28 protein-coding genes are annotated in these 20,163 nt (G+C 40.1%); 18 read left to right on the top strand and 10 right to left on the bottom strand.

Annotation, left to right across the window (positions count from 1 at the left end; genetic code table 11):
- The first annotated feature begins 147 nt into the window (after nt 1–147).
- Entirely contained in the window at nt 148–1,281 is a 1,134-nt protein-coding gene (locus G7B18_RS17045) for a cysteine desulfurase family protein (protein WP_164112793.1), read from the top strand.
- A gap of 30 nt (nt 1,282–1,311) precedes the next feature.
- Here G7B18_RS17045 and G7B18_RS17040 read toward each other — a convergent pair whose 3' ends face one another.
- Together G7B18_RS17040 and G7B18_RS17035 are read right to left on the bottom strand one after the other, a co-directional pair.
- Nucleotides 1,312–1,767: a copper resistance protein NlpE gene (locus tag G7B18_RS17040; RefSeq protein WP_164123571.1), complete on the bottom strand. Its 456-nt coding sequence runs from the start codon at nt 1,765–1,767 to the stop codon at nt 1,312–1,314.
- A 29-nt stretch (nt 1,768–1,796) separates the two neighbouring features.
- A complete protein-coding gene (locus tag G7B18_RS17035; protein WP_164112795.1) occupies nt 1,797–2,129 on the bottom strand; it encodes a tetratricopeptide repeat protein in 333 nt (110 codons plus the stop codon).
- Nucleotides 2,130–2,707: 578 nt separating this feature from the next.
- Here G7B18_RS17035 and G7B18_RS17030 point away from each other — a divergent pair.
- The 4 genes from G7B18_RS17030 to G7B18_RS17015 all read left to right on the top strand — a co-directional run bounded on the left by G7B18_RS17030 (nt 2,708) and on the right by G7B18_RS17015 (nt 6,598).
- A complete protein-coding gene (locus G7B18_RS17030; RefSeq protein WP_164112796.1) occupies nt 2,708–3,445 on the top strand; it encodes an electron transfer flavoprotein subunit beta/FixA family protein in 738 nt (245 codons plus the stop codon).
- 35 nt (nt 3,446–3,480) lie between these two features.
- On the top strand, nt 3,481–4,455 hold the full coding sequence (locus G7B18_RS17025) for an electron transfer flavoprotein subunit alpha/FixB family protein (protein WP_164112797.1): 975 nt from the start codon (nt 3,481–3,483) through the stop codon (nt 4,453–4,455).
- 118 nt (nt 4,456–4,573) lie between these two features.
- Nucleotides 4,574–5,212, top strand: coding sequence for a bifunctional nuclease family protein (locus tag G7B18_RS17020; protein WP_164112798.1), 639 nt, complete (start codon nt 4,574–4,576; stop codon nt 5,210–5,212).
- 9 nt (nt 5,213–5,221) lie between these two features.
- Nucleotides 5,222–6,598 (top strand): nucleoside permease, encoded by a 1,377-nt coding sequence (locus G7B18_RS17015; protein ID WP_164112799.1) that lies wholly within the window; start codon nt 5,222–5,224, stop codon nt 6,596–6,598.
- Between the two features lie 35 nt (nt 6,599–6,633).
- Here the strand turns inward: G7B18_RS17015 and G7B18_RS17010 are convergent, their stop codons facing one another.
- From G7B18_RS17010 to G7B18_RS16985, 6 genes are all read right to left on the bottom strand, one after another.
- Nucleotides 6,634–7,257, bottom strand: coding sequence for an outer membrane beta-barrel protein (locus G7B18_RS17010; RefSeq protein WP_164112800.1), 624 nt, complete (start codon nt 7,255–7,257; stop codon nt 6,634–6,636).
- A gap of 130 nt (nt 7,258–7,387) precedes the next feature.
- The gene (locus G7B18_RS17005) at nt 7,388–7,804 is read right to left on the bottom strand and encodes a hypothetical protein (protein WP_164112873.1); all 417 of its coding nucleotides are present in this window, start codon (nt 7,802–7,804) and stop codon (nt 7,388–7,390) included.
- A gap of 155 nt (nt 7,805–7,959) precedes the next feature.
- Nucleotides 7,960–8,640 carry a hypothetical protein gene (locus tag G7B18_RS17000; RefSeq protein WP_164112801.1) on the bottom strand — a complete coding sequence of 227 codons (681 nt, stop codon included), beginning with the start codon at nt 8,638–8,640 and terminating at the stop codon, nt 7,960–7,962.
- A gap of 59 nt (nt 8,641–8,699) precedes the next feature.
- Nucleotides 8,700–9,308: a hypothetical protein gene (locus tag G7B18_RS16995; RefSeq protein ID WP_164112802.1), complete on the bottom strand. Its 609-nt coding sequence runs from the start codon at nt 9,306–9,308 to the stop codon at nt 8,700–8,702.
- Between the two features lie 599 nt (nt 9,309–9,907).
- The gene (locus G7B18_RS16990; protein ID WP_164112803.1) at nt 9,908–10,891 is read right to left on the bottom strand and encodes a helix-turn-helix domain-containing protein; all 984 of its coding nucleotides are present in this window, start codon (nt 10,889–10,891) and stop codon (nt 9,908–9,910) included.
- 367 nt (nt 10,892–11,258) lie between these two features.
- A complete protein-coding gene (locus G7B18_RS16985) occupies nt 11,259–11,549 on the bottom strand; it encodes a helix-turn-helix domain-containing protein (RefSeq protein WP_240452893.1) in 291 nt (96 codons plus the stop codon).
- 162 nt (nt 11,550–11,711) lie between these two features.
- On the opposite strand from G7B18_RS16985, the gene G7B18_RS16980 reads away from it, so the two are divergent.
- Nucleotides 11,712–11,858, top strand: a complete 147-nt coding sequence (locus G7B18_RS16980) for a hypothetical protein (RefSeq protein WP_164112804.1) — start codon at nt 11,712–11,714, stop codon at nt 11,856–11,858.
- On the opposite strand, the gene G7B18_RS16975 is transcribed toward G7B18_RS16980, so the two are convergent.
- Nucleotides 11,848–12,540 (bottom strand): rhomboid family intramembrane serine protease, encoded by a 693-nt coding sequence (locus tag G7B18_RS16975; RefSeq protein ID WP_240452892.1) that lies wholly within the window; start codon nt 12,538–12,540, stop codon nt 11,848–11,850. The genes G7B18_RS16980 and G7B18_RS16975 overlap by 11 nt on opposite strands.
- A gap of 66 nt (nt 12,541–12,606) precedes the next feature.
- Between G7B18_RS16975 and G7B18_RS16970 the strand changes: the two genes are divergently transcribed.
- From G7B18_RS16970 to G7B18_RS16915, 12 genes are all read left to right on the top strand, one after another.
- Nucleotides 12,607–13,704 carry an HlyD family secretion protein gene (locus G7B18_RS16970; protein WP_164112805.1) on the top strand — a complete coding sequence of 366 codons (1,098 nt, stop codon included), beginning with the start codon at nt 12,607–12,609 and terminating at the stop codon, nt 13,702–13,704.
- A 14-nt stretch (nt 13,705–13,718) separates the two neighbouring features.
- Nucleotides 13,719–14,036 carry a DNA-binding protein gene (locus G7B18_RS16965; protein WP_164123569.1) on the top strand — a complete coding sequence of 106 codons (318 nt, stop codon included), beginning with the start codon at nt 13,719–13,721 and terminating at the stop codon, nt 14,034–14,036.
- A 93-nt stretch (nt 14,037–14,129) separates the two neighbouring features.
- Nucleotides 14,130–14,312: a class IIb bacteriocin, lactobin A/cerein 7B family gene (locus G7B18_RS16960; protein ID WP_164112807.1), complete on the top strand. Its 183-nt coding sequence runs from the start codon at nt 14,130–14,132 to the stop codon at nt 14,310–14,312.
- A 137-nt stretch (nt 14,313–14,449) separates the two neighbouring features.
- A complete protein-coding gene (locus tag G7B18_RS16955; RefSeq protein WP_164112808.1) occupies nt 14,450–14,617 on the top strand; it encodes a bacteriocin in 168 nt (55 codons plus the stop codon).
- A gap of 302 nt (nt 14,618–14,919) precedes the next feature.
- Nucleotides 14,920–15,048: a lactobin A/cerein 7B family class IIb bacteriocin gene (locus tag G7B18_RS19255; protein ID WP_164112809.1), complete on the top strand. Its 129-nt coding sequence runs from the start codon at nt 14,920–14,922 to the stop codon at nt 15,046–15,048.
- Nucleotides 15,049–15,087: 39 nt separating this feature from the next.
- A complete protein-coding gene (locus G7B18_RS16945; RefSeq protein ID WP_164123567.1) occupies nt 15,088–15,261 on the top strand; it encodes a hypothetical protein in 174 nt (57 codons plus the stop codon).
- A 726-nt stretch (nt 15,262–15,987) separates the two neighbouring features.
- Nucleotides 15,988–16,125 carry a class IIb bacteriocin, lactobin A/cerein 7B family gene (locus tag G7B18_RS19450; protein WP_164123565.1) on the top strand — a complete coding sequence of 46 codons (138 nt, stop codon included), beginning with the start codon at nt 15,988–15,990 and terminating at the stop codon, nt 16,123–16,125.
- A gap of 117 nt (nt 16,126–16,242) precedes the next feature.
- Nucleotides 16,243–16,437, top strand: a complete 195-nt coding sequence (locus tag G7B18_RS16935; RefSeq protein ID WP_164123563.1) for a hypothetical protein — start codon at nt 16,243–16,245, stop codon at nt 16,435–16,437.
- A 528-nt stretch (nt 16,438–16,965) separates the two neighbouring features.
- Complete coding sequence (locus G7B18_RS16930; protein WP_164123561.1) at nt 16,966–17,181, top strand: hypothetical protein; 216 nt, start codon at nt 16,966–16,968, stop codon at nt 17,179–17,181.
- 165 nt (nt 17,182–17,346) lie between these two features.
- On the top strand, nt 17,347–18,441 hold the full coding sequence (locus G7B18_RS16925; protein WP_164123559.1) for a carboxypeptidase-like regulatory domain-containing protein: 1,095 nt from the start codon (nt 17,347–17,349) through the stop codon (nt 18,439–18,441).
- A 197-nt stretch (nt 18,442–18,638) separates the two neighbouring features.
- Complete coding sequence (locus tag G7B18_RS16920; protein WP_164112815.1) at nt 18,639–18,839, top strand: hypothetical protein; 201 nt, start codon at nt 18,639–18,641, stop codon at nt 18,837–18,839.
- A gap of 9 nt (nt 18,840–18,848) precedes the next feature.
- Nucleotides 18,849–19,346, top strand: coding sequence for a CPBP family intramembrane glutamic endopeptidase (locus tag G7B18_RS16915; RefSeq protein ID WP_164123556.1), 498 nt, complete (start codon nt 18,849–18,851; stop codon nt 19,344–19,346).
- A 301-nt stretch (nt 19,347–19,647) separates the two neighbouring features.
- On the opposite strand, the gene G7B18_RS16910 is transcribed toward G7B18_RS16915, so the two are convergent.
- Nucleotides 19,648–20,133: a hypothetical protein gene (locus G7B18_RS16910; RefSeq protein ID WP_164112817.1), complete on the bottom strand. Its 486-nt coding sequence runs from the start codon at nt 20,131–20,133 to the stop codon at nt 19,648–19,650.
- Nucleotides 20,134–20,163: the final 30 nt, after the last annotated feature.

Genomic DNA, 20,163 nt, shown 5'->3' with positions numbered 1-20,163 from the left:
AAAATGTTATGAAAAAAGTTCTTGTTGGCCATTAAACCGAACGAAGAGAGCTCATTGATGCCTTAAAATATAATGTCGAATCAATAATACGGACACGTTCAGAAAAAAAATACAAAGAAATACACGCACAATAATTAATTTTGCTACATGCAAGTATATCTAGACAACGCAGCTACTACAGCACTTGATCCTGAGGTCATTGAAGTCATGACGGCTACTATGCAAAATGATTTTGGGAATCCATCATCCATACACACGCATGGCAGGCAGGTAAAAACTATTATCGAAAAAGCAAGAAAAACCATTGCCAACTTGCTGCACGCCTCTCCTTCCGAAATCTTCTTCACTTCGGGCGGTACCGAAGCGGACAATATGGCTATTTTCCGTTCTATTGAAGATTTTGGCATTACACATGCCATTACCTCTCCCATTGAGCACCATGCTGTACTCCATACTTTAGAAGAGCTCGAAAAATCGGGCAAAATCCATCTTGACATATTAAATCTGGATAGTGAAGGACATATAGACTTACAACATCTGGAACAACTCTTAGCATCCAATCCGCGCAGCTTTGTATCCATTATGCAAGCCAACAATGAGATAGGCAATCTTACAGATCTGCAGCAAGTATCCGAAATATGCGAACGATATAATGCAGTATTGCATTCGGATACCGTACAGACGATGGGGCATTATACGCACAATCTATCGGAACTTAAAATAGACTTCATTACTGGAGCTGGTCATAAGTTTCATGGTCCGAAAGGTGTCGGGTTTTTATATATCAACGGTAAGAACAAAATAAAGCCTTTAATCTATGGTGGGGCCCAAGAGCGCAACATGCGTGGTGGGACAGAGAATGTTTATGGTATAGCGGGCATCGCTCGGGCACTCGAGATCGCTTATCGTGATATGGAGGAACATCAGGCCTACATTCAAGGACTAAAAGACTATATGATTGACGAATTGTCAAAGGCTATACCTGAGATCCAATTCAATGGTTGTATAGATCCTAAGCGCTCCCTCTACACTGTATTGAATGTTTCACTACCTTGTACAGAAATGGCCGATGTACTATTGTTCAATCTCGATATCATGGGAATCTCCGCATCCGGTGGTAGCGCATGCAGTTCCGGATCCGACATCGGCTCACACGTCCTTACAGGTATCAAAGCCGATAGCGCAAGACCATCTGTCCGCTTTTCCTTCTGCAAATGGAATACCAAAGAGGAGATAGACTTTGTTGTAGAAAAATTAAAGGAAATCTGCGAACATAAATAAAAAAAGGAACTAGAAAGTTCCTTTTTTATTTTACTCCAACCGGGCCAATTGATACCGCTCGGCCAAGTCGCCTGTTATTTCATTTCCGGACAGATCTAACTGTACAAGAATCTCACTTTCGATCTTATACTTATAGTCCACTCCGTCCAATATCAATTTATTTTTTTCGATTTGCCATTTTCCTTCTTTCACAAACCGATCATCCGATTTACCATCGTACATATAGATTAAGGTGTAGGAATGATTGCGATGCAATTCCAGCACGGTACTGATCGCATCACAGTCTACACAAGGGAGGCTTCCGCCATAAACACCCACGACGTTTGCGGCCAATAGCTCTATATTCTCCAGCTTATCTTTTGCTGTAGTTCTCTTTTTATTGTTTATACAACCAACAAAAAGAGCAATCGTTATTAAAGCAGTCGATATGTAGGCGAAAATCCGCATTTGAACTTCTTTCCAAAAGAAGTTCAAAAACAGTACCAAAAATTAGTCTTTAACAGATTTTGCCCTACTTAATAGTCGTCTTCATCCTCTAGCCCACGCAAAAGATTCAACGCCGCCTGCAATTCACCCATAGCATGCCTATTCCGCATCTTGTTTGCAACTAATATCCCCTTTTCGTAAATCAGTTCTGCTGCCTCCTTTTCGTTTTGCTTCTCCAAAAATTTAGCATAATGATAGTAGGTACCTACATAGTCAGGATAGACCGATACTAGATTCTCAAACCCTGCCCTACTCCGATCGCGGTCATCCAATTTAACATATTCCATGGTGAGCGCATAGTGTAAGAAAGGATCATTGGGGGTTTCTTTTATAAAGTCGTTAAGCTGCGCAATCCTATCCATCGGTATTAAAATTTAGTGATAATCTACAAAGAAAACCAAAGACCATCAAAAAACAAAATACTACTTTTCTAATATTGTAAAACGATAGTGCTCACTCTGTCCTCCATGCCAGACAGGCGTGACACTTGGTATCGGCCAAGTGTCCAAGCCTTGTCGCTCGAATATTCTGACCGTACGGCAGTACCTCCCCTTACTGTTGTCAGAATCTTCACAGGCGACACTGGTCTTCCTTGTAAGTGAATGCTAAATAAAGCAAAGCTCCCTACATTCGCTCCTTTTATCGCCTACAAATTTTTGATAATAGCAGAGGGAAGCATGGACATTGTATCAAAAATTTTAAGCGAGGAGTTTAGCTTCGCTGAGTTACACTTCGTTTCGGTTTTGCTTACTTTTTGCGGAAAACGACTAAGTCCTCATTCATTCCTTTGAAAGCTCAAAGTCATTGAATAAAAGTAAGAGCCACTCGCGGCAGAAGCGAGAATTGATATTATGCGTGCATAGGATTTTACAAAATTTTGACTATATTTGATAAGTAAACTTAAGTGTAAATCAGTAGATTTGAAATAAAAGATTAGTATATGAAGATATTAGTATGCATAAGTAATGTCCCTGACACTACATCGAAAATAACATTTTCCAACGAAAACACAACCTTCAATTCGACCGGCGTCCAGTACATCATCAACCCTTACGACGAGATTGCTTTATCCAAGGCTGTTGACCTAGCTACAGCAGCTAGTGGAACAGTTACGGCAATCACCGTAGGAGATGCGGGTACAGAACCTACCATCCGTAAGGCATTGGCGATAGGTGCAGACAATGCAGTGCGTATCAACGCATCACCTTCCGATGCGTGGTTTGTAGCCAACCAAATTGCCGCATATGCCAAAAACAACAGTTTCGATTTAATCTTGACGGGTCGTGAATCCATCGATTACAACGGGACACAGGTAGCGGCCATGCTGGGCGAGTTATTGGGCATTCCCTCCGTATCCATTGCCAAAGGCTTGCATATCGAAAATGGTCAAGCTAGTGTCGAACGTGAAATAGAAGGCGGCAAAGAAGTCTTATCCGCATCATTACCTATCGTCATCGGTGCAGCCGAAGGAGTAGCTGAGCCTAAAATCCCTAATATGCGTGGCATCATGGGTGCACGCACAAAACCTTTGGATGTAATCGAGCCCATTGCTATCGATGCCCTTACAAAAATCACCTCCTATGCGACTCCAGCACCAAGAGGTAGCGTAACCCTAGTGAAGGAAGATCAGGTGGAGGAGCTTGTCAACCTATTACACAATGAAGCGAAAGTGATCTAATAAGGATTACTTCCAAACTATAAACAAGAATTCTTATGTCAGTATTAATATATATAGAGAATACAGAAGGTCAATTCAAGAAATCTGCTTTTGAAGCAGCATCTTACGGTAAGGCGATAGCCGACCTACTTCAAACCGAAGCCGTCGCTATATCCATCGGTGATGTGCAAGATACCGAACTGCAAAAATTAGGCAATTATGGAATTTCAAAAGTCCTTAAAGTCTCCACGGATAGCCTCAAGTCGTTTGTCAACCAAGCCTATGCCGCGATTATAGCTTCTGCCGTACAAAAAGAGAATGCGTCTGTAGTCATCCTTTCCAATACTTTTAGCGGCAAAGGACTTGCGCCACGTGTAGCAGCAAAATTAAGCGCTGGTATGGTATCAGGAGCCTCCGCTGTACCGCATATAGCAGGCAATTCGTTTGAAGTACAGACGTCGGCTTTTTCAAACAAAGCAATTGCTACGGTATCACTTCAGTCTGCCATAAAAGTATTGACGGTAAATCCTAACGCATTTGCAGCAAAAGAAACCGGCGGCACTGCAACCATTGAAAGTTACACGCCTGATTTTGCATCGTCAGATCTTAATACCTTAGTTAAAGAAATCGTGCGTGCTACCGATACTATTTCGTTGCCAGAAGCGGAGATCGTTGTATCGGCAGGAAGAGGTCTCAAAGGTCCAGAAAACTGGGCTATGATCGAAGAACTTGCTCAAGTATTGGGAGCTGCTACAGCCTGCTCAAAACCAGTTTCAGATGCAGGATGGAGACCGCATTCAGAACACGTCGGTCAGACGGGAATTGTGGTAAGCCCTAATTTGTACATCGCTATCGGTATATCTGGCGCGATACAGCACTTAGCCGGGGTTTCTTCATCCAAGACTATAGTCGTCATCAACAAAGACCCGGAGGCCCCTTTCTTCAAGGTGGCCGATTATGGCATCGTAGGAGATGCTTTCGTCGTCGTTCCAAAATTGATTGAAGCTTTAAAAAAACATAAAGGAAATTAAAAAATTAGAGAAGCAACGGCACCAAGTACTTGGTGCCGTTGCTTATTTCCCTCATTTTATCTAAGTTTGTACCATTGGAAGAGGAAGTCGCCTAATCCATATCACAGCGTGAATTAGGATGAAGAAACTAAAGTTAGACATTGTAGGCTTATCGTATAGCCAGACCCAGTCTGGAGCGTATGCATTGGTCTTGGGCGAAGTTAATGGGAACAGACGTCTTCCCATCATCATTGGTGGTTTTGAAGCGCAAGCTATCGCGGTTGAAATTGAGAAAATGACGCCCAGTAGACCACTGACCCACGATCTTTTCAAATCCTTCGCAGAAGCCTTCCATATCGAATTAGAAGAAGTACTGATCTATAACCTAGTCGATGGGATTTTCTTTGCGAAGATCATTTGCAAAACCTCCAATAACCTCAAGGTAGAGCTCGATGCCCGCACATCAGATGCCGTAGCGCTGGCGGTACGTTTCGGTTGCCCGATCTTCACCTACGACTTTATCATGTCTTCGGCAGGGATCATTATTGAAAATAATGATTTTGCCTTTTTAGAAAACATATCCTCTGCCTCAGCAGCAGAAACAGACAATCCGACTTCCACTCCCGAAGAAAAAAAGAAAAAACCTATTGAGCCTCCCTCTCCTTACGCTTCATTGAGCGATGAGCAACTGAACAAGACGTTACAAAAAGCTATCGACAATGAACAGTACGAGGCCGCAGCCCGCATTCGGGATGAGATCGAAAGAAGAAAATCATAATACACATATATGTCTATTAAACTAAGACTGACCATCATGAACTTCCTGCAGTTTTTTGTGTGGGGAGCATGGTTGATCACCATAGCCAATTATTGGTTTGGCACCAAGCAATGGGATGGCACACAGTTTGGCGCCATTTTTTCGACGATGGGGATTGCCTCCTTATTTATGCCCACCCTGATGGGGATTATCGCCGATAGATGGGTCAATGCGGAGCGTCTTTATATCGGCCTCCACCTGCTCTATGCGGCCTGCTTGATTTATCTAGCACGGGTCACGAGTCCAGACAGCTTTTTCACGGTGATGTTATTGGCCATGTGCTGTTACATGCCTACCCTCGCGCTATCCAACTCTATTGCCTACAGCTCCTTGACCAAAGGCAATCACGATCTGATCAAAGCATTTCCCTTAATTCGAGTGTGGGGCACAGTAGGATTTATAGCGGCCATGTGGCTCACCAACCTTACAGGCAATAAAGCGACCGAGTATCAATTTTATATCGCAGCAGGTGGCTCTATATTCCTCGGCATATACGCGCTATTCATGATACCAAAATGCCCTCCCCAACACCTCACCAAAGAAAACGCAAAACTTACCGAACTCTTGGGATTAGAGGCGTTTAAGTTATTTGGCAACTATAAGATGGCCTTATTTTTCATTTTTTCGATGTTTTTAGGGGCCGCTCTTCAGTTGACCAATGCCTACGGCGATGTGTTCTTAAGTGAATTTGCCTTCTATCCAAAATATGTAGATTCCTTAGTGGTCGAACGATCAACGATCATCATGTCGATATCACAGATCTCCGAGACCCTATTCATCTTAGCGATACCTTTCTTCCTAAAGCGATTTGGCATCCGTAATGTTATGCTTTTCGCGATGGTAGCCTGGGTATTACGCTTCGGTCTATTTGCTTATGGAGATCCTTCCTCTGGTTTATGGATGATCATCTTATCCTGTATCGTATACGGAATGGCTTTTGACTTTTTCAATATCTCCGGGTCTCTTTTTGTCGAAACATCCACAGACTCTAAGATACGCTCTTCCGCACAGGGACTATTTATGATGATGACTAATGGATTTGGGGCTATATTGGGCTCACAGGTTTCCGGATGGTTGATTGACAAGTATTATACCCAACCCTACAACGATATCAATGCATTGGCAAGCCGACTGGACACTTCAGCAGATAATCCCAAACTTTTGGACCTTATCGCTCAGAAAGGGGTTCAGATTACAAATGGTACATTTGACGCAGCAATATACCTCAAAGACTGGCAACATATCTGGCTCGCCTTCGCTGCATATACCTTGGTGATTGTTATTGCTTTCTCTATTTTGTTCAAGCACAAGCACGATCCGAAGGATTTAGAAAATACAGGTCATTAAAAAAGAGCTCTTCCTTTCGGAAGAGCTCTTTTGTTTTACAATTTAAATGTCAATGAAAACTGTCCCGTCTCAAAAAAGTTATTAAATGAATTCACATTCAGATAAAATCCGTTGCTAGATTTTTCCTCATCTTTTTTCGAAGTATTAAATCCTATAATATTACCAAAAGAATACCCGAGAGCTACATTCTTTGTTAAGAAAAAATTCGCGCCTATTCCTCCATTAAGAGAATAGTGATTCATTTTTGGATTAAAATCATAACCTTCAGTCTTCGTTCTAAAAGTGTAATAAGCTGCATTCAATTCTGAATAAGCTTTAAAGCGCTCCCCAATGTTCAGGAAATAATATCTTCCAAAAGCACCAACCTTAAATTCGTTGTATTTGCTCTTAAATATACTATTATTTGCACCTAGCTCCTCTTGATTAGTTTTAGAAAATCCTAAATCAACCCCGACAGCAAACTTATCGCTTAAAAAATAGCCAACCTTAGGCGAAAACCTAAAATAACTATTTTTCAGATCAGTACTTTTATCTTTACTACTGTGGATATTGATTTGTCCTTCCAGTAGTATGTTACCTTTATTCAGCCCAAACTCCTGGGCCTGAAGCATCGATGTTAAGCCGGCAGTCACGGCAATAGTTAGTAGAGTTTTTCTCATAGTTTTATTTTTAAAGTTTATTGAAAACAATAATATTCAAATTAATTTCCACAAAAAAACTATTTAACTATTATTAACTAAAAAAGGCAAGATATAACTACCTTGCCTTTAATTTTTTAAATAAAAACTATTATCTTGCCTTAACCTCGGCCAACATAGTCAGCACCGCGTCTATTGTCGACTTGGCCGCATCCTTCATCTTCTGTGTACCAGGATAGTCCGCGTCCAATGTCACTTCTTTCGTTTTCTCCTTATAGGTATACTTGAGAATGTAGCGCGGTACATTTTTTCCTTCTGTAGAATCCTTGCGTACTGTAGTCATATCATTGTCCACATTCCAAAATCCCAGTTCCATTGCTTTGCGATGAAGATACAACAGGTCATTATCCCGCATCTTGAGTGTATCTGTCAGCACTTCGTTGTCTTTAGTCACGTAATGATAGATCTGCGTTTTAGAATTGTACGTATTCAACATCTCGCCCGGTGTTCCGTACGTGATTTCAATAGATTCAAAATCCGAAAACCGATACGGTGCATTTTTGATCATTGATGAATAATAAATTGCACAGTAGACCACAAATGGAACAATGATACAGATTCCTAAAAAGATTTTTCTTGTCTTATCGCTCATAACTAAAAAATATCGGCAAAAATACACAATTTACAATGATCCTGTGTCAGAGAATAGCAATTAGCGTTATACTATTCTCCATTATCTGTAGACTCATCACGTATAAACGCTAAAATGCGCTCATCAAAATCATCAATTTGATCATGAAGCGCCCCTACCGCTTCATTAATATCTGTATAACTATCAGTCAATTCGTTCATCAACTCATAATATTTCTCCTCCCGATTGCGGATATGCCCCAATGCACCTTTAAAATCGTCCAAGTCTCTGTCAAATGAAACCATGTCAACCGCACAACTTTCATACTGTGCAAAGATGGTCCTGAATGCTGAAAACGCGACTTCATTTAACCATTCATCTTCTTTGATCGTATACTCGTCGTATTCGAAAAAATCCATCGTATGATCGATCAGATCGGGTAGAAAATCCCCCATCAGGATATCCAATCGTTCTAGATACATTTGCAACTGCATGGTGACGCGGGCACGTTCGGGATTTTCGGGAATCATCACCTGCAGGTGTTCAAACTTCCGCTTTACGTCCTGTATCACCTCTTCTACAGCTTCTTTCTGAAATTGGAGTGCAGGAATCTTTTCACGCGCTACCCTCAGGCGTTCTTCCATTTGACCAACGCGGTCGTGCATCTCCCTATAAATTGTTAATGCCGCAGTCTCCCATTCTGGAGCGACCCTCCCTTCATGATATTGAAGGATGATTGTACGTAGCGGATGTGCTGTAATAATTTGGTTCATATCTCAATTTATAAAAGTCAGGGAAAGCACCTTGATACCATCCCTGACGATAAAAAACACTAAACAACTAAACCTGTAACGATATCGCTAAAATTTGGTGTCGTATCCCGTCCCAAATAGGACACTCTAAACTCATACTCCTGCAACTTCATCAAGCCATCCATTTCCAACACCGAATTGCTATTCAAGACACTGGACCACTCATCAGTACCCTTTAAGCGGTAGTCGTACTGGTACAACCTAGCGTGCTTCCAAGGAACCACCCGTATACGGATTATGCCACTCCCCACTTCTTGGTTCAAAACAGTCACGCCTGTTGCTTTTGGCGTGCGCCCCGACCTGTTCTGCGTAGACTTGGACGGTCGATAACCAGCAGCCAGAATAATACTGGGATCACCTTGCGCCTGTGCATCTACATAATGCGACAAGCGGTACACGACTTGATGCAGATCTTTACCCTTCTGTCCTTTCAGGACGACCGCACGCATATCCCTATGCGTAGCCTCCACATAGGCAGCACGGTAGTTGGAGAGGCTAGTCTCCAAGACCGATAGACTCGGTACTGGATCCACAAACATACTTGCATTTTCAGTCATCTTCTTAAAGATGTGCTCGGCATAGTTCAACAATTCTGTTGCATCTTTGCTCTTGTAATTTGGTTTAATCATTCTGTTAAATTTTAAATAAATAATTAATAATGAACACTACAAAGATGCATCTGAAAAAAAGCAAAAAGGTGTAAATTTGTGCCAACATTCGGACTTTGCAAAACTTCTTGTGGCACAAATTTACACCTTCCCCCATTCATCTACCCCCCTTAAGAACCCTTAAAAACCAACTTTAAACCTATTTAAACATCGAAAAAAGATAACTCCAGCACTCCAAAAACACAATTTGCGAGAACTACAACTTTGAACAGACACGCTAGCGTGTCTAGGCTGATCGCTAGCGTGCACCCCACAATCGCTAGCAATCGAAAATTAAATGCTTGCCCTTACCCTTCATACGCTTGCACCGCAACAAAAAACGCTTACGTCCAGCCTTAAAACGCAAGCACATACCCCGCACTCACTTGCACTCGCCGTGTAAACGCTAAGGCGAAACAGCCAATCGCTATCGCGGCAAATGCAAACGTATGCCATTTAAGTCCAAGCAACTGCCATCTGACGCTGTGTATTAGCGATTAAGCACGGAACGCTAGCACCTGACATAATAGTGCAAGCGACCAGCCCCAAAACGCTAGAGGCTGTAACCCAAACCGCAGCGATCAGGTTACATTTTTCATTGCATCTTCTACCCATTCTTTACGTTCCTCACGCGGCGATCGATGAAAATGCTTTTTATAATGATTAGCAAAATGCTTGGCATCAAAAAAATGCAACATCCCAGCAATCTTCTCAACCGACAATTCAGGTTTAGTACGCAACAGCTCCCTGGCTTTGTACATTTTAACTGCCAATATGGTTGCCGTCAACCCCAAGGAGCGCCCTTCAAATGCCCTATTCAATATTCGTGTAGAACAACACAACGCATCGGCTATCTTCTCGCGGGTCAGTTCCTCCGTCAAACAATGCTTATGCACATAATCCAGCGCATTGTGATAGATTTGAATCAGCGATTCACCCTGCGATAGGACCTTTGGCTTTTCCAGTTCTGTGGCATAATTTCCAAAAAACTGAAAAAAAGCCATCCCGAGCTGGTGTATCTTACTAAACGGGCCAAGCTTTTTCTTAAACAAAGATTCTATGTTCTGCCGATCGGACGTCGAAATAATCACCGGCATAAGCATATTATTAGTAGGGAACTGATCGTAAGCCTCCTTAATCTGAGGCAGCTCTGCCAAAAGCTGTAACCTCGAAGCACCCGTCACGCCAAAAAAAAGAGACCATTGCTTCTCGGCAGCCAATGTTATAGAATAGCTTGCATGTTTAGTGACGAAAGAGAACAATTTATCAGCATCTCGGCTTTCGCCATTCGGAAATACGGCCTTACCATGAAATTGTAGACACAGCCATAGCACCTCTTGCTCGGCGACGTGCGGGCAAATCATATGTAGTGCGTTTAATGTCCCTTTGACCTCCAGTAAAATAAAATCTTGAATAGTGAACTGGATCTGATGCATCCCTTCTTTAGGACTATGTTTTACAGCTTGCGATAGCGTCGACAGATACATCGTCTTTGTGATATCCCGAGGGCTTGGTCTGGCCGCTACAGTCTCCTTCCATAATTGGGAGAGCTCCTTTTGTGACATGATTCTTCCTAAGTTTACAATTGATGGTAACCCTAAGATAAGAAAAAACTTTCATGATTCCTTTGAATCAACAACTGGTATGAACCGATCCCGATGTTATCGGGAGAGTTCTTGATGTCCATTGAACCGAACGAAGAGAGCTCATTGATGCCTCGAAATATAATGTCAAATCAATAAAACGCACACTTTCAGAAAAAACTTTCATGATTCCTTTGAATCACCAGTAGGCATGAACCGATCCCGATGTTATCGGGAGAGCTCTTGAATGCCAATGCGAAAGAATAATAGCATGAAAAAAGTTCTTGATGGCCTCTGAAAACACACACTTTCAGAAAAAAAAGTATAATTTTTAAACTAAGCGGACTGCTTACTTACTAAATATTTTTCTAAAAACCAACTTCCCGTACTGCCAAGTCAAGCCAAATATATTCTCATTGGTAATATCGGAGGCGAGGGACGGGGGTAACAATTCGTAAACGCTGAGTCCGAAGTAGCTGGCTATGGTGTATACCTGCTCTACTTTGAGCTTGGTCTCATTACGTTCGATCTTGGAATAGGCTGCCTGCGACATATTCAACTCATACGCCACGGCTTCCTGTGATATCTTCAACTCTTCGCGTTTCCTTCGGATATAATCGCCTAAATGCAACGATGCCATACCTAATACTATAAAATGGATTTACTCTCAATAATTTAATTATAACCTAGCGTTATGAAAAATAGTCTGATTACAACGTGAGGTTGTACGATATAACCTAGGGTTGTGGTCTACCTTTCGGCTTTGCCACAATTTTGTCGTAGTTAAAATTAAGGAATAATTATGAAAACGACAATTAAACAATTAAAGCTAGTTGATTTAACAACTACAGAGCAGATCGAAATCGATGGCGGTAGTGAACGTAAGGACGAGAAACAGACCAATATATTAGAGTTATTATGGGCTAAACTTACAGGAGCTACTGACTAAAAATAAAATCAATTATTTCGACCACAGCACTTGGTCTTACAAAGAAACCTAGAATACCACCAATAAAATAAGCGGACAAATGTAATCGAGAGTTTACTATTCTATTGCGATTCAAAACAGACAAAAGAAAAACAATGACAAGGCCAAATAACCAATTATGAAACATATTTGTCACAAATGGAAGTATAAAATTACCCATCTTTTGCAATGGAAAAAACAAGGCTGAAAAACCATACAGTCCAAAAGATAAACCGGAAGCACCTACAGCAGTAAAGATAAAGTCATCTTTTTTGGACAAGGTTTGTACTACATTAGGTAATACGATCAAAGCAAACCAGAGTATCGGGCTCCATACATAAGCTGCAAACAGACCATACTCTTGATCGATATTCCCGAACATGTCGTAACCCAATCCATAAATGATCAATAGATTGTTTATCAAATGTAACCAATTGCGGTGTACAAATGCCGAGGTGAGTAGCGTATGCAGGCGCTTGCCTCGGTATACTTCGTAGGGATGCAGCAGCAAAGCGTGAAAATAAGGTTTATGATAAAATCCAATGACACTGCTCACGAGCATGATCGGCACCACTATGTACGAATAGGGAGCCTCAGCAAAGGTCGGGAAGATATCAAACAAGGACATGTCTAGAATACCATTTACAGGAGAAAGATAGGGCAAACAATTTTAAAATACAACCCTAGGTTGTGGTGAAAGTGTTTTCTCTTGCAGAGATTTGAGATAAATATGCGAAAGACTATAATCATATATCAGATCCTTCTTCTTGGCATTGCACTAGCCGTTGTAGCCTTACCCTTGATCAAGGTCCCCATCTCGGTATCGGCACGGGGCACGGTACGTCCCAATCAGGAAAACACCAAGATTATCTCTTTGGTCAGTGGCCGTATTATAAAGTCGGCACTATATACCAATAACCAATTGGTGCATCAAGGCGACACCCTCTTGATCATCACCTCCGAGACACTTCATAGCAAAAAAGACTATCAGCAGCAGATGCGCCAGGATTACGAATCACAGTTACGTGATCTTAAGAGCCTGGTCAACCATACCCCACAGGCAGTACAGACTGGGCTGTATCAACTAGAATGGTCCGCATTGCAGCAGAGGCTATCGGAGATACAGACACAGATTACGCTAGCCAAAAAAGAACTGGATCGCAACAGCACCTTGTATCAGGATGGTGTGATTTCGCTTGCCGAGTACGAAAAGACCTTATACCAGCACGAGCAATTGCAAGGACAGCGGAACGCACTCCGCGAACAGCAGTTTGCCACATGGCAGAGCAAGAAGCGGGAATTGGAACAACAGCTGATCTCCCTGTCCTCCGATGTGGCTACCCTAGATATCGAAGCAGACAATTATATTGTCAAAGCACCTGTGACAGGCCGGATCACTAACCTTCAAGGATTTCAAAGCGGAAATCACCTAATGCAGGGCCAGCACCTTGCTGATATCTCGGTCGAAGACGCACTCGTCGCCGAGTGCCTTGTCCCCACCTCTGCCATCGGATACATACAGACAGGCCAAGCCGTAAAATTTCAGATAGACACCTACCACTATAACCAATGGGGCATGCTGGACGGCGAGGTACTCGACATCAATAATAATCTAATGACGAACGAACAGACCGGAGAATCTTACTTTGTCGTACGTTGCAAATTGGCACAGCACCACCTGTCGCTCAAGAATGGATATCGGGGTCAGGTAGGTAAGGGCAATACCTATACCGCCCGATTCTATCTGACAGACCGCACACTGTGGCAACTGCTCTTTGACAAGGTAGACGACTGGTTCAATCCTAATCTTAAAAATCAATATAGCTAAAGGAGGAATAAGATATGACTGTTTTTAAATACATCGACCGCATCAATCTGCTGGACAAGCTCATCAGCCAGCGCCGCACCGGTACACCTGCCGACTTAGCGAGGCGGTTGGGGATTTCAGTATCTCGCCTGTACGTCATCATTGATGAGCTAAAAGGTAAAGGAGCCCCTGTTGGCTATTGTCGTAAGCTTTTGAGCTATTATTATGCGTACGACTTTTCGATATCTATTACGGTGCAAATGCAGAATCTCAGCCTTGATGATCACCGTCATATCTCCGGCGGCCATAATTTATTTTCAATCTTTTTGCCCACTACTGTTTTTATAGAGTGAGCGGACATAACTTAGTCCTGTTGATCAACGAAACAAGCAGGATCCGAAAAGGCTTAGGAATAGAGTAGGAACTAATTTATAAATCAATAAAAAATGAGTACATTAGATTTAAACAAAATGGGACTTCAAGAATTGAGTTCTACAGAAGTGGTAGAAGTTGAAGGAGGGATATTTCCTATTGTTATAGCGGGTGTGGTAATATCTGGAAAAACTGCTGCTTGGATTGCTGCTGGAAGCATATTTGCTGCTGGAGTTTATGCCGGGCTAACGGAGTAAAACATTTCAAACGAAAACCTTAGCTTTATTTAAGTTGCTATACAACATACGATAAAAAAGCCAGTTAAAACATTCTGAATATTCCATCTCGGAACTTTAGAGACAAATAATAAAAACTAATAATCAAACATTTACATATGAATATATTAAATTTGCAGGAACTTTCCGAAAAAGAAATGAACTCAATTGAAGGTGGATTTATTGTTGAATTTATTGCAATCGGCGCTATAGCTGCCGCAGGAGTCGCTATCTATGAAGCAGGAAGATACACTGGATCATTTATTAAAAACCATGTTATCAATTAGAAGATTATGATAGATAAATTAAACATATTTATTGATTCGAATGGATTTACTTTTCAGTTCGTAAAAATTGGCTTACTAGCGTTGGCTGGGATTGTTTTATTTGAATTGGGAAAATACGTTGGCTCAATTCTGAAGTTAATTTTTCTTTAATTCAAAGAATGTAATATTGTTCAGGCCATTGCCTGAACAATATCTCGAACTATTTTTAGCTTCTTTCCAAAAGCTAAAAATAGTTCTTTAATTTTTTCAGAAGAGAAGAGAATTTAAACAATCTTGGTGTTCAGGAATTGAATACTAAGGAAATGGTAGAAGTTGAGGGAGGGTGGATTATTCCTGCAATAACCATTGCTGGTGCATTGATCTACCTATATAATGAAGGGGATGATTTTATTAAAGGAGTAAAAGAAGGCTTCGATAGCATTGTTAATTAATTTTTTCACACTATGAGAATTGAAGATATAGATGTCATTATGATGACAGTAGACGAACAGCAACAAGTTAATGGTGGAGACGATTTTTTACGTGATTTAGGACAATTATTCGGCAAGGGAGTGGGAGCTCTTTGGCTAGGATTAAAGTCATTCTCAGAAGCTCAAGAAAGAGAATTGGATGGTATAAGTGGACCTAGTGCTAGACATCATTAATAAAAGAAAAATAGGATAGACATTTACTATCCCATTTTGAATAGTAAATTTCAATCTATTATGCAAAATATCGAGAATCAAAACAAAAAACTTCGACGAGAGAATATCATACTAAAAATATGGTTCGTATTATCATTGATAATTTATTTGTATAACTTTTATGCTTAAAACACTTTGAATTTAGCACTATGAAAATGCTGTACAATTTATTTAAAAACACATCCTTGAGTTCGTAGATGAGCATTAAGCTGCCGAGATTTGTACTTATTTACTGAACATGAAAAGACGGGTACAGATCAAATAGCATAACAGCTGCGACGCTGGCTCAGACCGAGCACGCGAAGGAATAGTACACTTGTAGGTCAATCCTTTAGATAACCAACCCTATACGATCTTTGAGTTTTAGAATTGAGGGATAATATGCTTGTTATTTTTGGAATACATAATGAAAAGAAACATCTATTGTAGCTTAGAAAAAGAAAGGTCAAAGCGCTTAACTAGGCTTATATTCATCCTAAGCGTAATGATAATCTTACTAGGGGAATTATCAGAGTTTGTGGGGTTCTTAATCGGACTGACATTACGCCCTTAGCCTAGGCAAACCAAGGTATCAGCCTCTAGTAAAACGAGTAGCTAAAGAAAGGCAAGAGTATCGACATATCCGGTGCCCCAAACTCAAGGCCGTATAGAGAGAGTTTAGATTTAAACAACATTGGTGTTCAGGAATTGAATGCTAAGGAAATTCTAGAAGTTGAGGGAGGAATTTGGCCATATATAATTGGAGCCTTAATTGGCGCAGCTTTCACCCAAGACCTCGATAAAATGAAAGAGGCTTACCAAAAAGGATATGACGCAGCATTATAAAACAAAAAAACACAAAATTATAAATTCACTAATTATAATACTAATTGTAGCTTGTTTAGTTGTCTTATTACAACTTGATATAGACAATGCTATCAACTGGTTAAAAAATATATTTAAATGAAAAACATTAATAAAACACATCAGTTAGAAGAGCTGAATAATCAAGAAATGATCAATATCGAAGGTGGCTGGAATTTGCTCGAGTATGTCGCCATGGGCATTGGCGATATCCATGGCAAGTTAGATAAGGCCCCAACGGGAGACTATCAATATTCCGGATTCCAAGCTTACGAAAGTGCTACTAGAGTCTAATAATATTTATTAGTACCGTATACAAAAGTGTTAAAATAAGAAGGGTTGAAGACAAAAAACAATGATTTGACTCTTCTTATCTTGTTTATTGTAATATATTAGGCCCTAATATATCCCTTTTGCTGACAACTTAAAGATGAATTACAACACGATTTCACTTCCAAAAGGTACACGAAGCAAGACAATTCTCCGGAAAACACACCAAAGAGTATATTTCACCCGTTGTGCATTTTAAATAATGTTGATTTTTAAATTATTGATATTTCGTTGGAATAAGTTTTTGTTGATGTACTGAATGATTGTCATTGCGGAGGAGCAAGAATATAGTGAGAACGATAATAGAATTCCTTCTTATTATTGTCATAGCAGTAATATTCTCCATCATTGAATGACCAAACTCTTCATTTTACAGGCAAGATGTTTCCGACCATTCGATAGAAGGAAAGAATAGCTTCGATCCCATTAAAATATATAGCTCAGCGAAAACAACCTGTAAAGAGTAGGAACTAATTTATAAATCAATAAAAAATGAGTAATTTTATACGTCACACGGCCCCAAACTCAAGGCCATATAGAGAGAGTTTAGATTTAAACAAAATGGGACTTCATGAATTGAACACTGAGGAAATGGTAGAAGTTGAGGGTGGTGCCCTTTTTAAAGCGAAAGGATTATTAAGCTGGGTGTTTGGCGCTAATTCTTGGAGTGATGTTGAAATAGAGGTTTTAGGCCGGGAAATTAAGTAACTTGAAAAAGTAGTTCCCATCGTATGGGACTGGCCGTTAGTTTTCTGAGAGGGTTCTAACGACCTTATCAAATATAATTATTTCAGTTCGTTAAAGCAAGATAAAATCATCGTGATTCGCCTGCTTCCGGATCAGAAAGGGGAATGAAAACCATATTATATACAAATGAAAACACTCATAATCTTTATAACATTTATTTGCCTATCCAATCTGACTAATGGACAGATAAGAGTATTAGATAGCTTGACATTAGAGCCTATATCAGGAGTAAACATCTATTTCGACGACGGTGAGTTATTGGCTATATCAAGTAGCGAAGGTCAGGTCAATATTAATAATATTCAGAACGAGACTAGAAACCTATCCCTACAGCATATTGGTTATGAAAATAAAGGGATTTCCTACGGGAGCTTCAAACAATCTGATCGTGTTTTATTAAAACCTCGACAGGTTGAGATCGAAGAGATAGGAGTCAATAATATAGGAAATTCGGACTATGTGGTGTTAAAAGGATATTTTCGAACCCATGATACCTTCAACAGTAAATCAAGATATTTTTATGACGGTTTGATCGCTTATTATATCCCCCTAAAAAATACAAAGGAGAAGGTAAGAAGGCAGCTGTTGGGATATCGGCTCTACGCTAACCGGAGTAGCTTAGCGGAATATACGGAACTGTTTGGAAAATCTTTTACTGATCCACCTAAATTGCTAAGAATAGAGAAGGAATCAATGTTAGAAAATTTGCCCAAAGGCAGTGTATTGGTAAATAATGGAAGTAAAAAGAAGATCGTGCAGAATGGTCAAAGCCTAGGTTTTATTCAAAAGACAAGTTCGGGCAATGTGCAAATTTATCTGGATGAAGTCCCTCCTAATAGTAAAGTTGCACGTAGTTTTTTTAGGATCAAGGGAGAGCAGTATAGAGGTATTACAATGGCAAATTATGGACCTACGGACTTGGACAATCTACCGACACAAAATCTGTTGAGCAAAATAGTGACCAAGGTCGGTGCTGTGCAGCGTAAGAAGAAAGATGGATTTACGCATATCGCAACATTTTCTGAATTCTACGTTACAGAGCGAGCTTATCTCATGGCAGACGAAGTAAAGGCTTTGGAAAATTCTTTCCAGAAAAGCATCTATTTAGAAGAGAAGAGTAGCTATTCAGAAAAATATTGGCTTGACTTAGATCGCCATGGTATCCCTCCATTGGCAATCGGTATTGACAAACAGCTTGGTAAAGATTTAAAAGAGTTGTAAAAAAAATTCTAGTAAATCGATGATTTTAGAAAGAATGCTTTTTTGTGCATTGAAGTCAGATAACTTAGTAGTGTTGATCAACAAAAAACTACAGGATTCGGCCGAAAGGTAGAGTAGCTTCGCTTCTATTAAAACAGAATTCTTCAGCGAAAACTGGCTTAGTAATAGAGTAGGGGTTAATTTTAAACTTAATAAAAATGAGTACATTAGATTTAAACAAAATGGGACTTCAAGAATTGAGTTCTACAGAAGTGGTAGAAGTTGAAGGAGGAAATTTTTGGGGACGTGCTGTGATTACATTTTTCGAACAATTAATAGATCTTTCTAAACCTGGTCCTCATATGGGAAATTGGGAGACACCACTTGTTCCACAAGATAATACCGCTGCCAACAGATAATCTAAAATCATGTGCATAAAGAAAAAACCTAAATTAGTTATCAACAAAATATATCAACGACTTCTTAAGGTGCCCCTTTATGCACTGATTCTTGTCGCAACAGGTCTTTGTCTTTTAATCAATATCTTCGTTTCATTTTTTTCACCTGTAGCAGAGAATATAAATAGCTCGCTCTCTATTGGTGAACAGTTATTATTGATGGTTTTTATAGCTCCATTGGTAGAAACTTACATTTTTCAAGATATCCCATATAAAATTCTAAAAAACAAACTGCATCCCACAATCATAATAGTTTTGTCTGGTTTAATTTTTGGGTTAGCTCACCTAAGCACTGGTACTAGTAATTTTTTCGTTGTAACGATCGTTGGATTTATATTTATGGCATTATATATCTTGGTTTATTATCGAACCAAAGGAAAAGCCGTTGTAACAGTTTTCATTGTACATGCGCTTCTAAACTTAATTGCTGTCGTCTTACACCTAGCTGCACATCAGCTAGCACCATAGTGCTAACAATCTATTTCAAAATACAACCCTAGGTTGCATTCCTCCTTCTTGATTATAACAATCAATAAACATTAAGTTCGCCACATCCAAAAAATATTTTAAATCATTTTCTCCCGCTACAGTTTTTATAGAGTGAGCATGTACGAGGGTACATAGAAGATTGAAAGATCAAAAATAAGAAAGTCCCATAAGGCAGTCATGGTCGGAAAAAATTCCGACCATTTTTTATGCTTTAAAAACTTTATATGAATCACCTTATAATTCTTATATATGGAGTTTTTACATTGGTTGCTAATATTTACTACCAACAGTAACCAACACCTACTCCAAAGTAGTAATATGCTGATTCACTATCCAAATTGGAACGGAGAGGATTCCAGGTGACTTGACCTGTAAATCCCTTCCCTTTTGATGAAAAACGGTATCCTATATCAGGAATGAACATTGTCCTTACCTTATTTTCAGGTTCGGATTCTAAGGGATATTCACGTGACAACACAAATACAGCATTGGCACCTATTAGCAGTTGATGTTGCCCTTTACCAAATAACCAATTAGGCCCAATCGCCAAAGATGCCTTGTGTTCCGCATCGTCAATGACCTCGATAGATCCAAGCCCTACACTGGCTCCAAATCCATCATTCACGTTTTTGAAGATCCTTGTATCGTACTTCACTCCGATCAATGGAGTGGTACCCAATGCACTTATCATTACATTTTGTCGACGTTGAGCCATTGTTTGCAACGAGCACAAACTAACAAGGGTTAGGATTAATATTGATTTCATTTTCTAATTCTTGTTTTTAACCAAAAAAGC

Source organism: Sphingobacterium sp. xlx-130, assembly GCF_011007405.1.
GTDB lineage: Bacteria > Bacteroidota > Bacteroidia > Sphingobacteriales > Sphingobacteriaceae > Sphingobacterium > Sphingobacterium luzhongxinii.
Note: the sequence above shows the minus strand (reverse complement) of the source record. Positions and strands in the feature narration are given on the sequence as shown.

Excerpts from the sequence above, each read along its gene's own strand:
- G7B18_RS16965 (WP_164123569.1), top strand. The coding sequence starts at position 13,719 with ATGACTGTTTTTAAATACATCGACCGCATCAATCTGCTGGACAAGCTC.
- G7B18_RS16935 (WP_164123563.1), top strand. The coding sequence starts at position 16,243 with ATGAAAAACATTAATAAAACACATCAGTTAGAAGAGCTGAATAATCAA.
- G7B18_RS16990 (WP_164112803.1), bottom strand. The coding sequence starts at position 10,891 with ATGTCACAAAAGGAGCTCTCCCAATTATGGAAGGAGACTGTAGCGGCC.
- G7B18_RS16925 (WP_164123559.1), top strand. The coding sequence starts at position 17,347 with ATGAAAACACTCATAATCTTTATAACATTTATTTGCCTATCCAATCTG.
- G7B18_RS19255 (WP_164112809.1), top strand. The coding sequence starts at position 14,920 with ATGGTAGAAGTTGAGGGAGGGTGGATTATTCCTGCAATAACCATTGCT.
- G7B18_RS16970 (WP_164112805.1), top strand. The coding sequence starts at position 12,607 with ATGCGAAAGACTATAATCATATATCAGATCCTTCTTCTTGGCATTGCA.
- G7B18_RS16915 (WP_164123556.1), top strand. The coding sequence starts at position 18,849 with ATGTGCATAAAGAAAAAACCTAAATTAGTTATCAACAAAATATATCAA.
- G7B18_RS17015 (WP_164112799.1), top strand. The coding sequence starts at position 5,222 with ATGTCTATTAAACTAAGACTGACCATCATGAACTTCCTGCAGTTTTTT.
- G7B18_RS17020 (WP_164112798.1), top strand. The coding sequence starts at position 4,574 with ATGAAGAAACTAAAGTTAGACATTGTAGGCTTATCGTATAGCCAGACC.
- G7B18_RS16955 (WP_164112808.1), top strand. The coding sequence starts at position 14,450 with ATGAATATATTAAATTTGCAGGAACTTTCCGAAAAAGAAATGAACTCA.
- G7B18_RS16985 (WP_240452893.1), bottom strand. The coding sequence starts at position 11,549 with ATGGCATCGTTGCATTTAGGCGATTATATCCGAAGGAAACGCGAAGAG.
- G7B18_RS16960 (WP_164112807.1), top strand. The coding sequence starts at position 14,130 with ATGAGTACATTAGATTTAAACAAAATGGGACTTCAAGAATTGAGTTCT.
- G7B18_RS16980 (WP_164112804.1), top strand. The coding sequence starts at position 11,712 with ATGAAAACGACAATTAAACAATTAAAGCTAGTTGATTTAACAACTACA.
- G7B18_RS16945 (WP_164123567.1), top strand. The coding sequence starts at position 15,088 with ATGATGACAGTAGACGAACAGCAACAAGTTAATGGTGGAGACGATTTT.
- G7B18_RS17030 (WP_164112796.1), top strand. The coding sequence starts at position 2,708 with ATGAAGATATTAGTATGCATAAGTAATGTCCCTGACACTACATCGAAA.
- G7B18_RS16920 (WP_164112815.1), top strand. The coding sequence starts at position 18,639 with ATGAGTACATTAGATTTAAACAAAATGGGACTTCAAGAATTGAGTTCT.
- G7B18_RS17045 (WP_164112793.1), top strand. The coding sequence starts at position 148 with ATGCAAGTATATCTAGACAACGCAGCTACTACAGCACTTGATCCTGAG.
- G7B18_RS16930 (WP_164123561.1), top strand. The coding sequence starts at position 16,966 with ATGAGTAATTTTATACGTCACACGGCCCCAAACTCAAGGCCATATAGA.
- G7B18_RS16910 (WP_164112817.1), bottom strand. The coding sequence starts at position 20,133 with ATGAAATCAATATTAATCCTAACCCTTGTTAGTTTGTGCTCGTTGCAA.
- G7B18_RS16995 (WP_164112802.1), bottom strand. The coding sequence starts at position 9,308 with ATGATTAAACCAAATTACAAGAGCAAAGATGCAACAGAATTGTTGAAC.
- G7B18_RS17005 (WP_164112873.1), bottom strand. The coding sequence starts at position 7,804 with ATGATCAAAAATGCACCGTATCGGTTTTCGGATTTTGAATCTATTGAA.
- G7B18_RS17035 (WP_164112795.1), bottom strand. The coding sequence starts at position 2,129 with ATGGATAGGATTGCGCAGCTTAACGACTTTATAAAAGAAACCCCCAAT.
- G7B18_RS17010 (WP_164112800.1), bottom strand. The coding sequence starts at position 7,257 with ATGAGAAAAACTCTACTAACTATTGCCGTGACTGCCGGCTTAACATCG.
- G7B18_RS17025 (WP_164112797.1), top strand. The coding sequence starts at position 3,481 with ATGTCAGTATTAATATATATAGAGAATACAGAAGGTCAATTCAAGAAA.
- G7B18_RS17000 (WP_164112801.1), bottom strand. The coding sequence starts at position 8,640 with ATGAACCAAATTATTACAGCACATCCGCTACGTACAATCATCCTTCAA.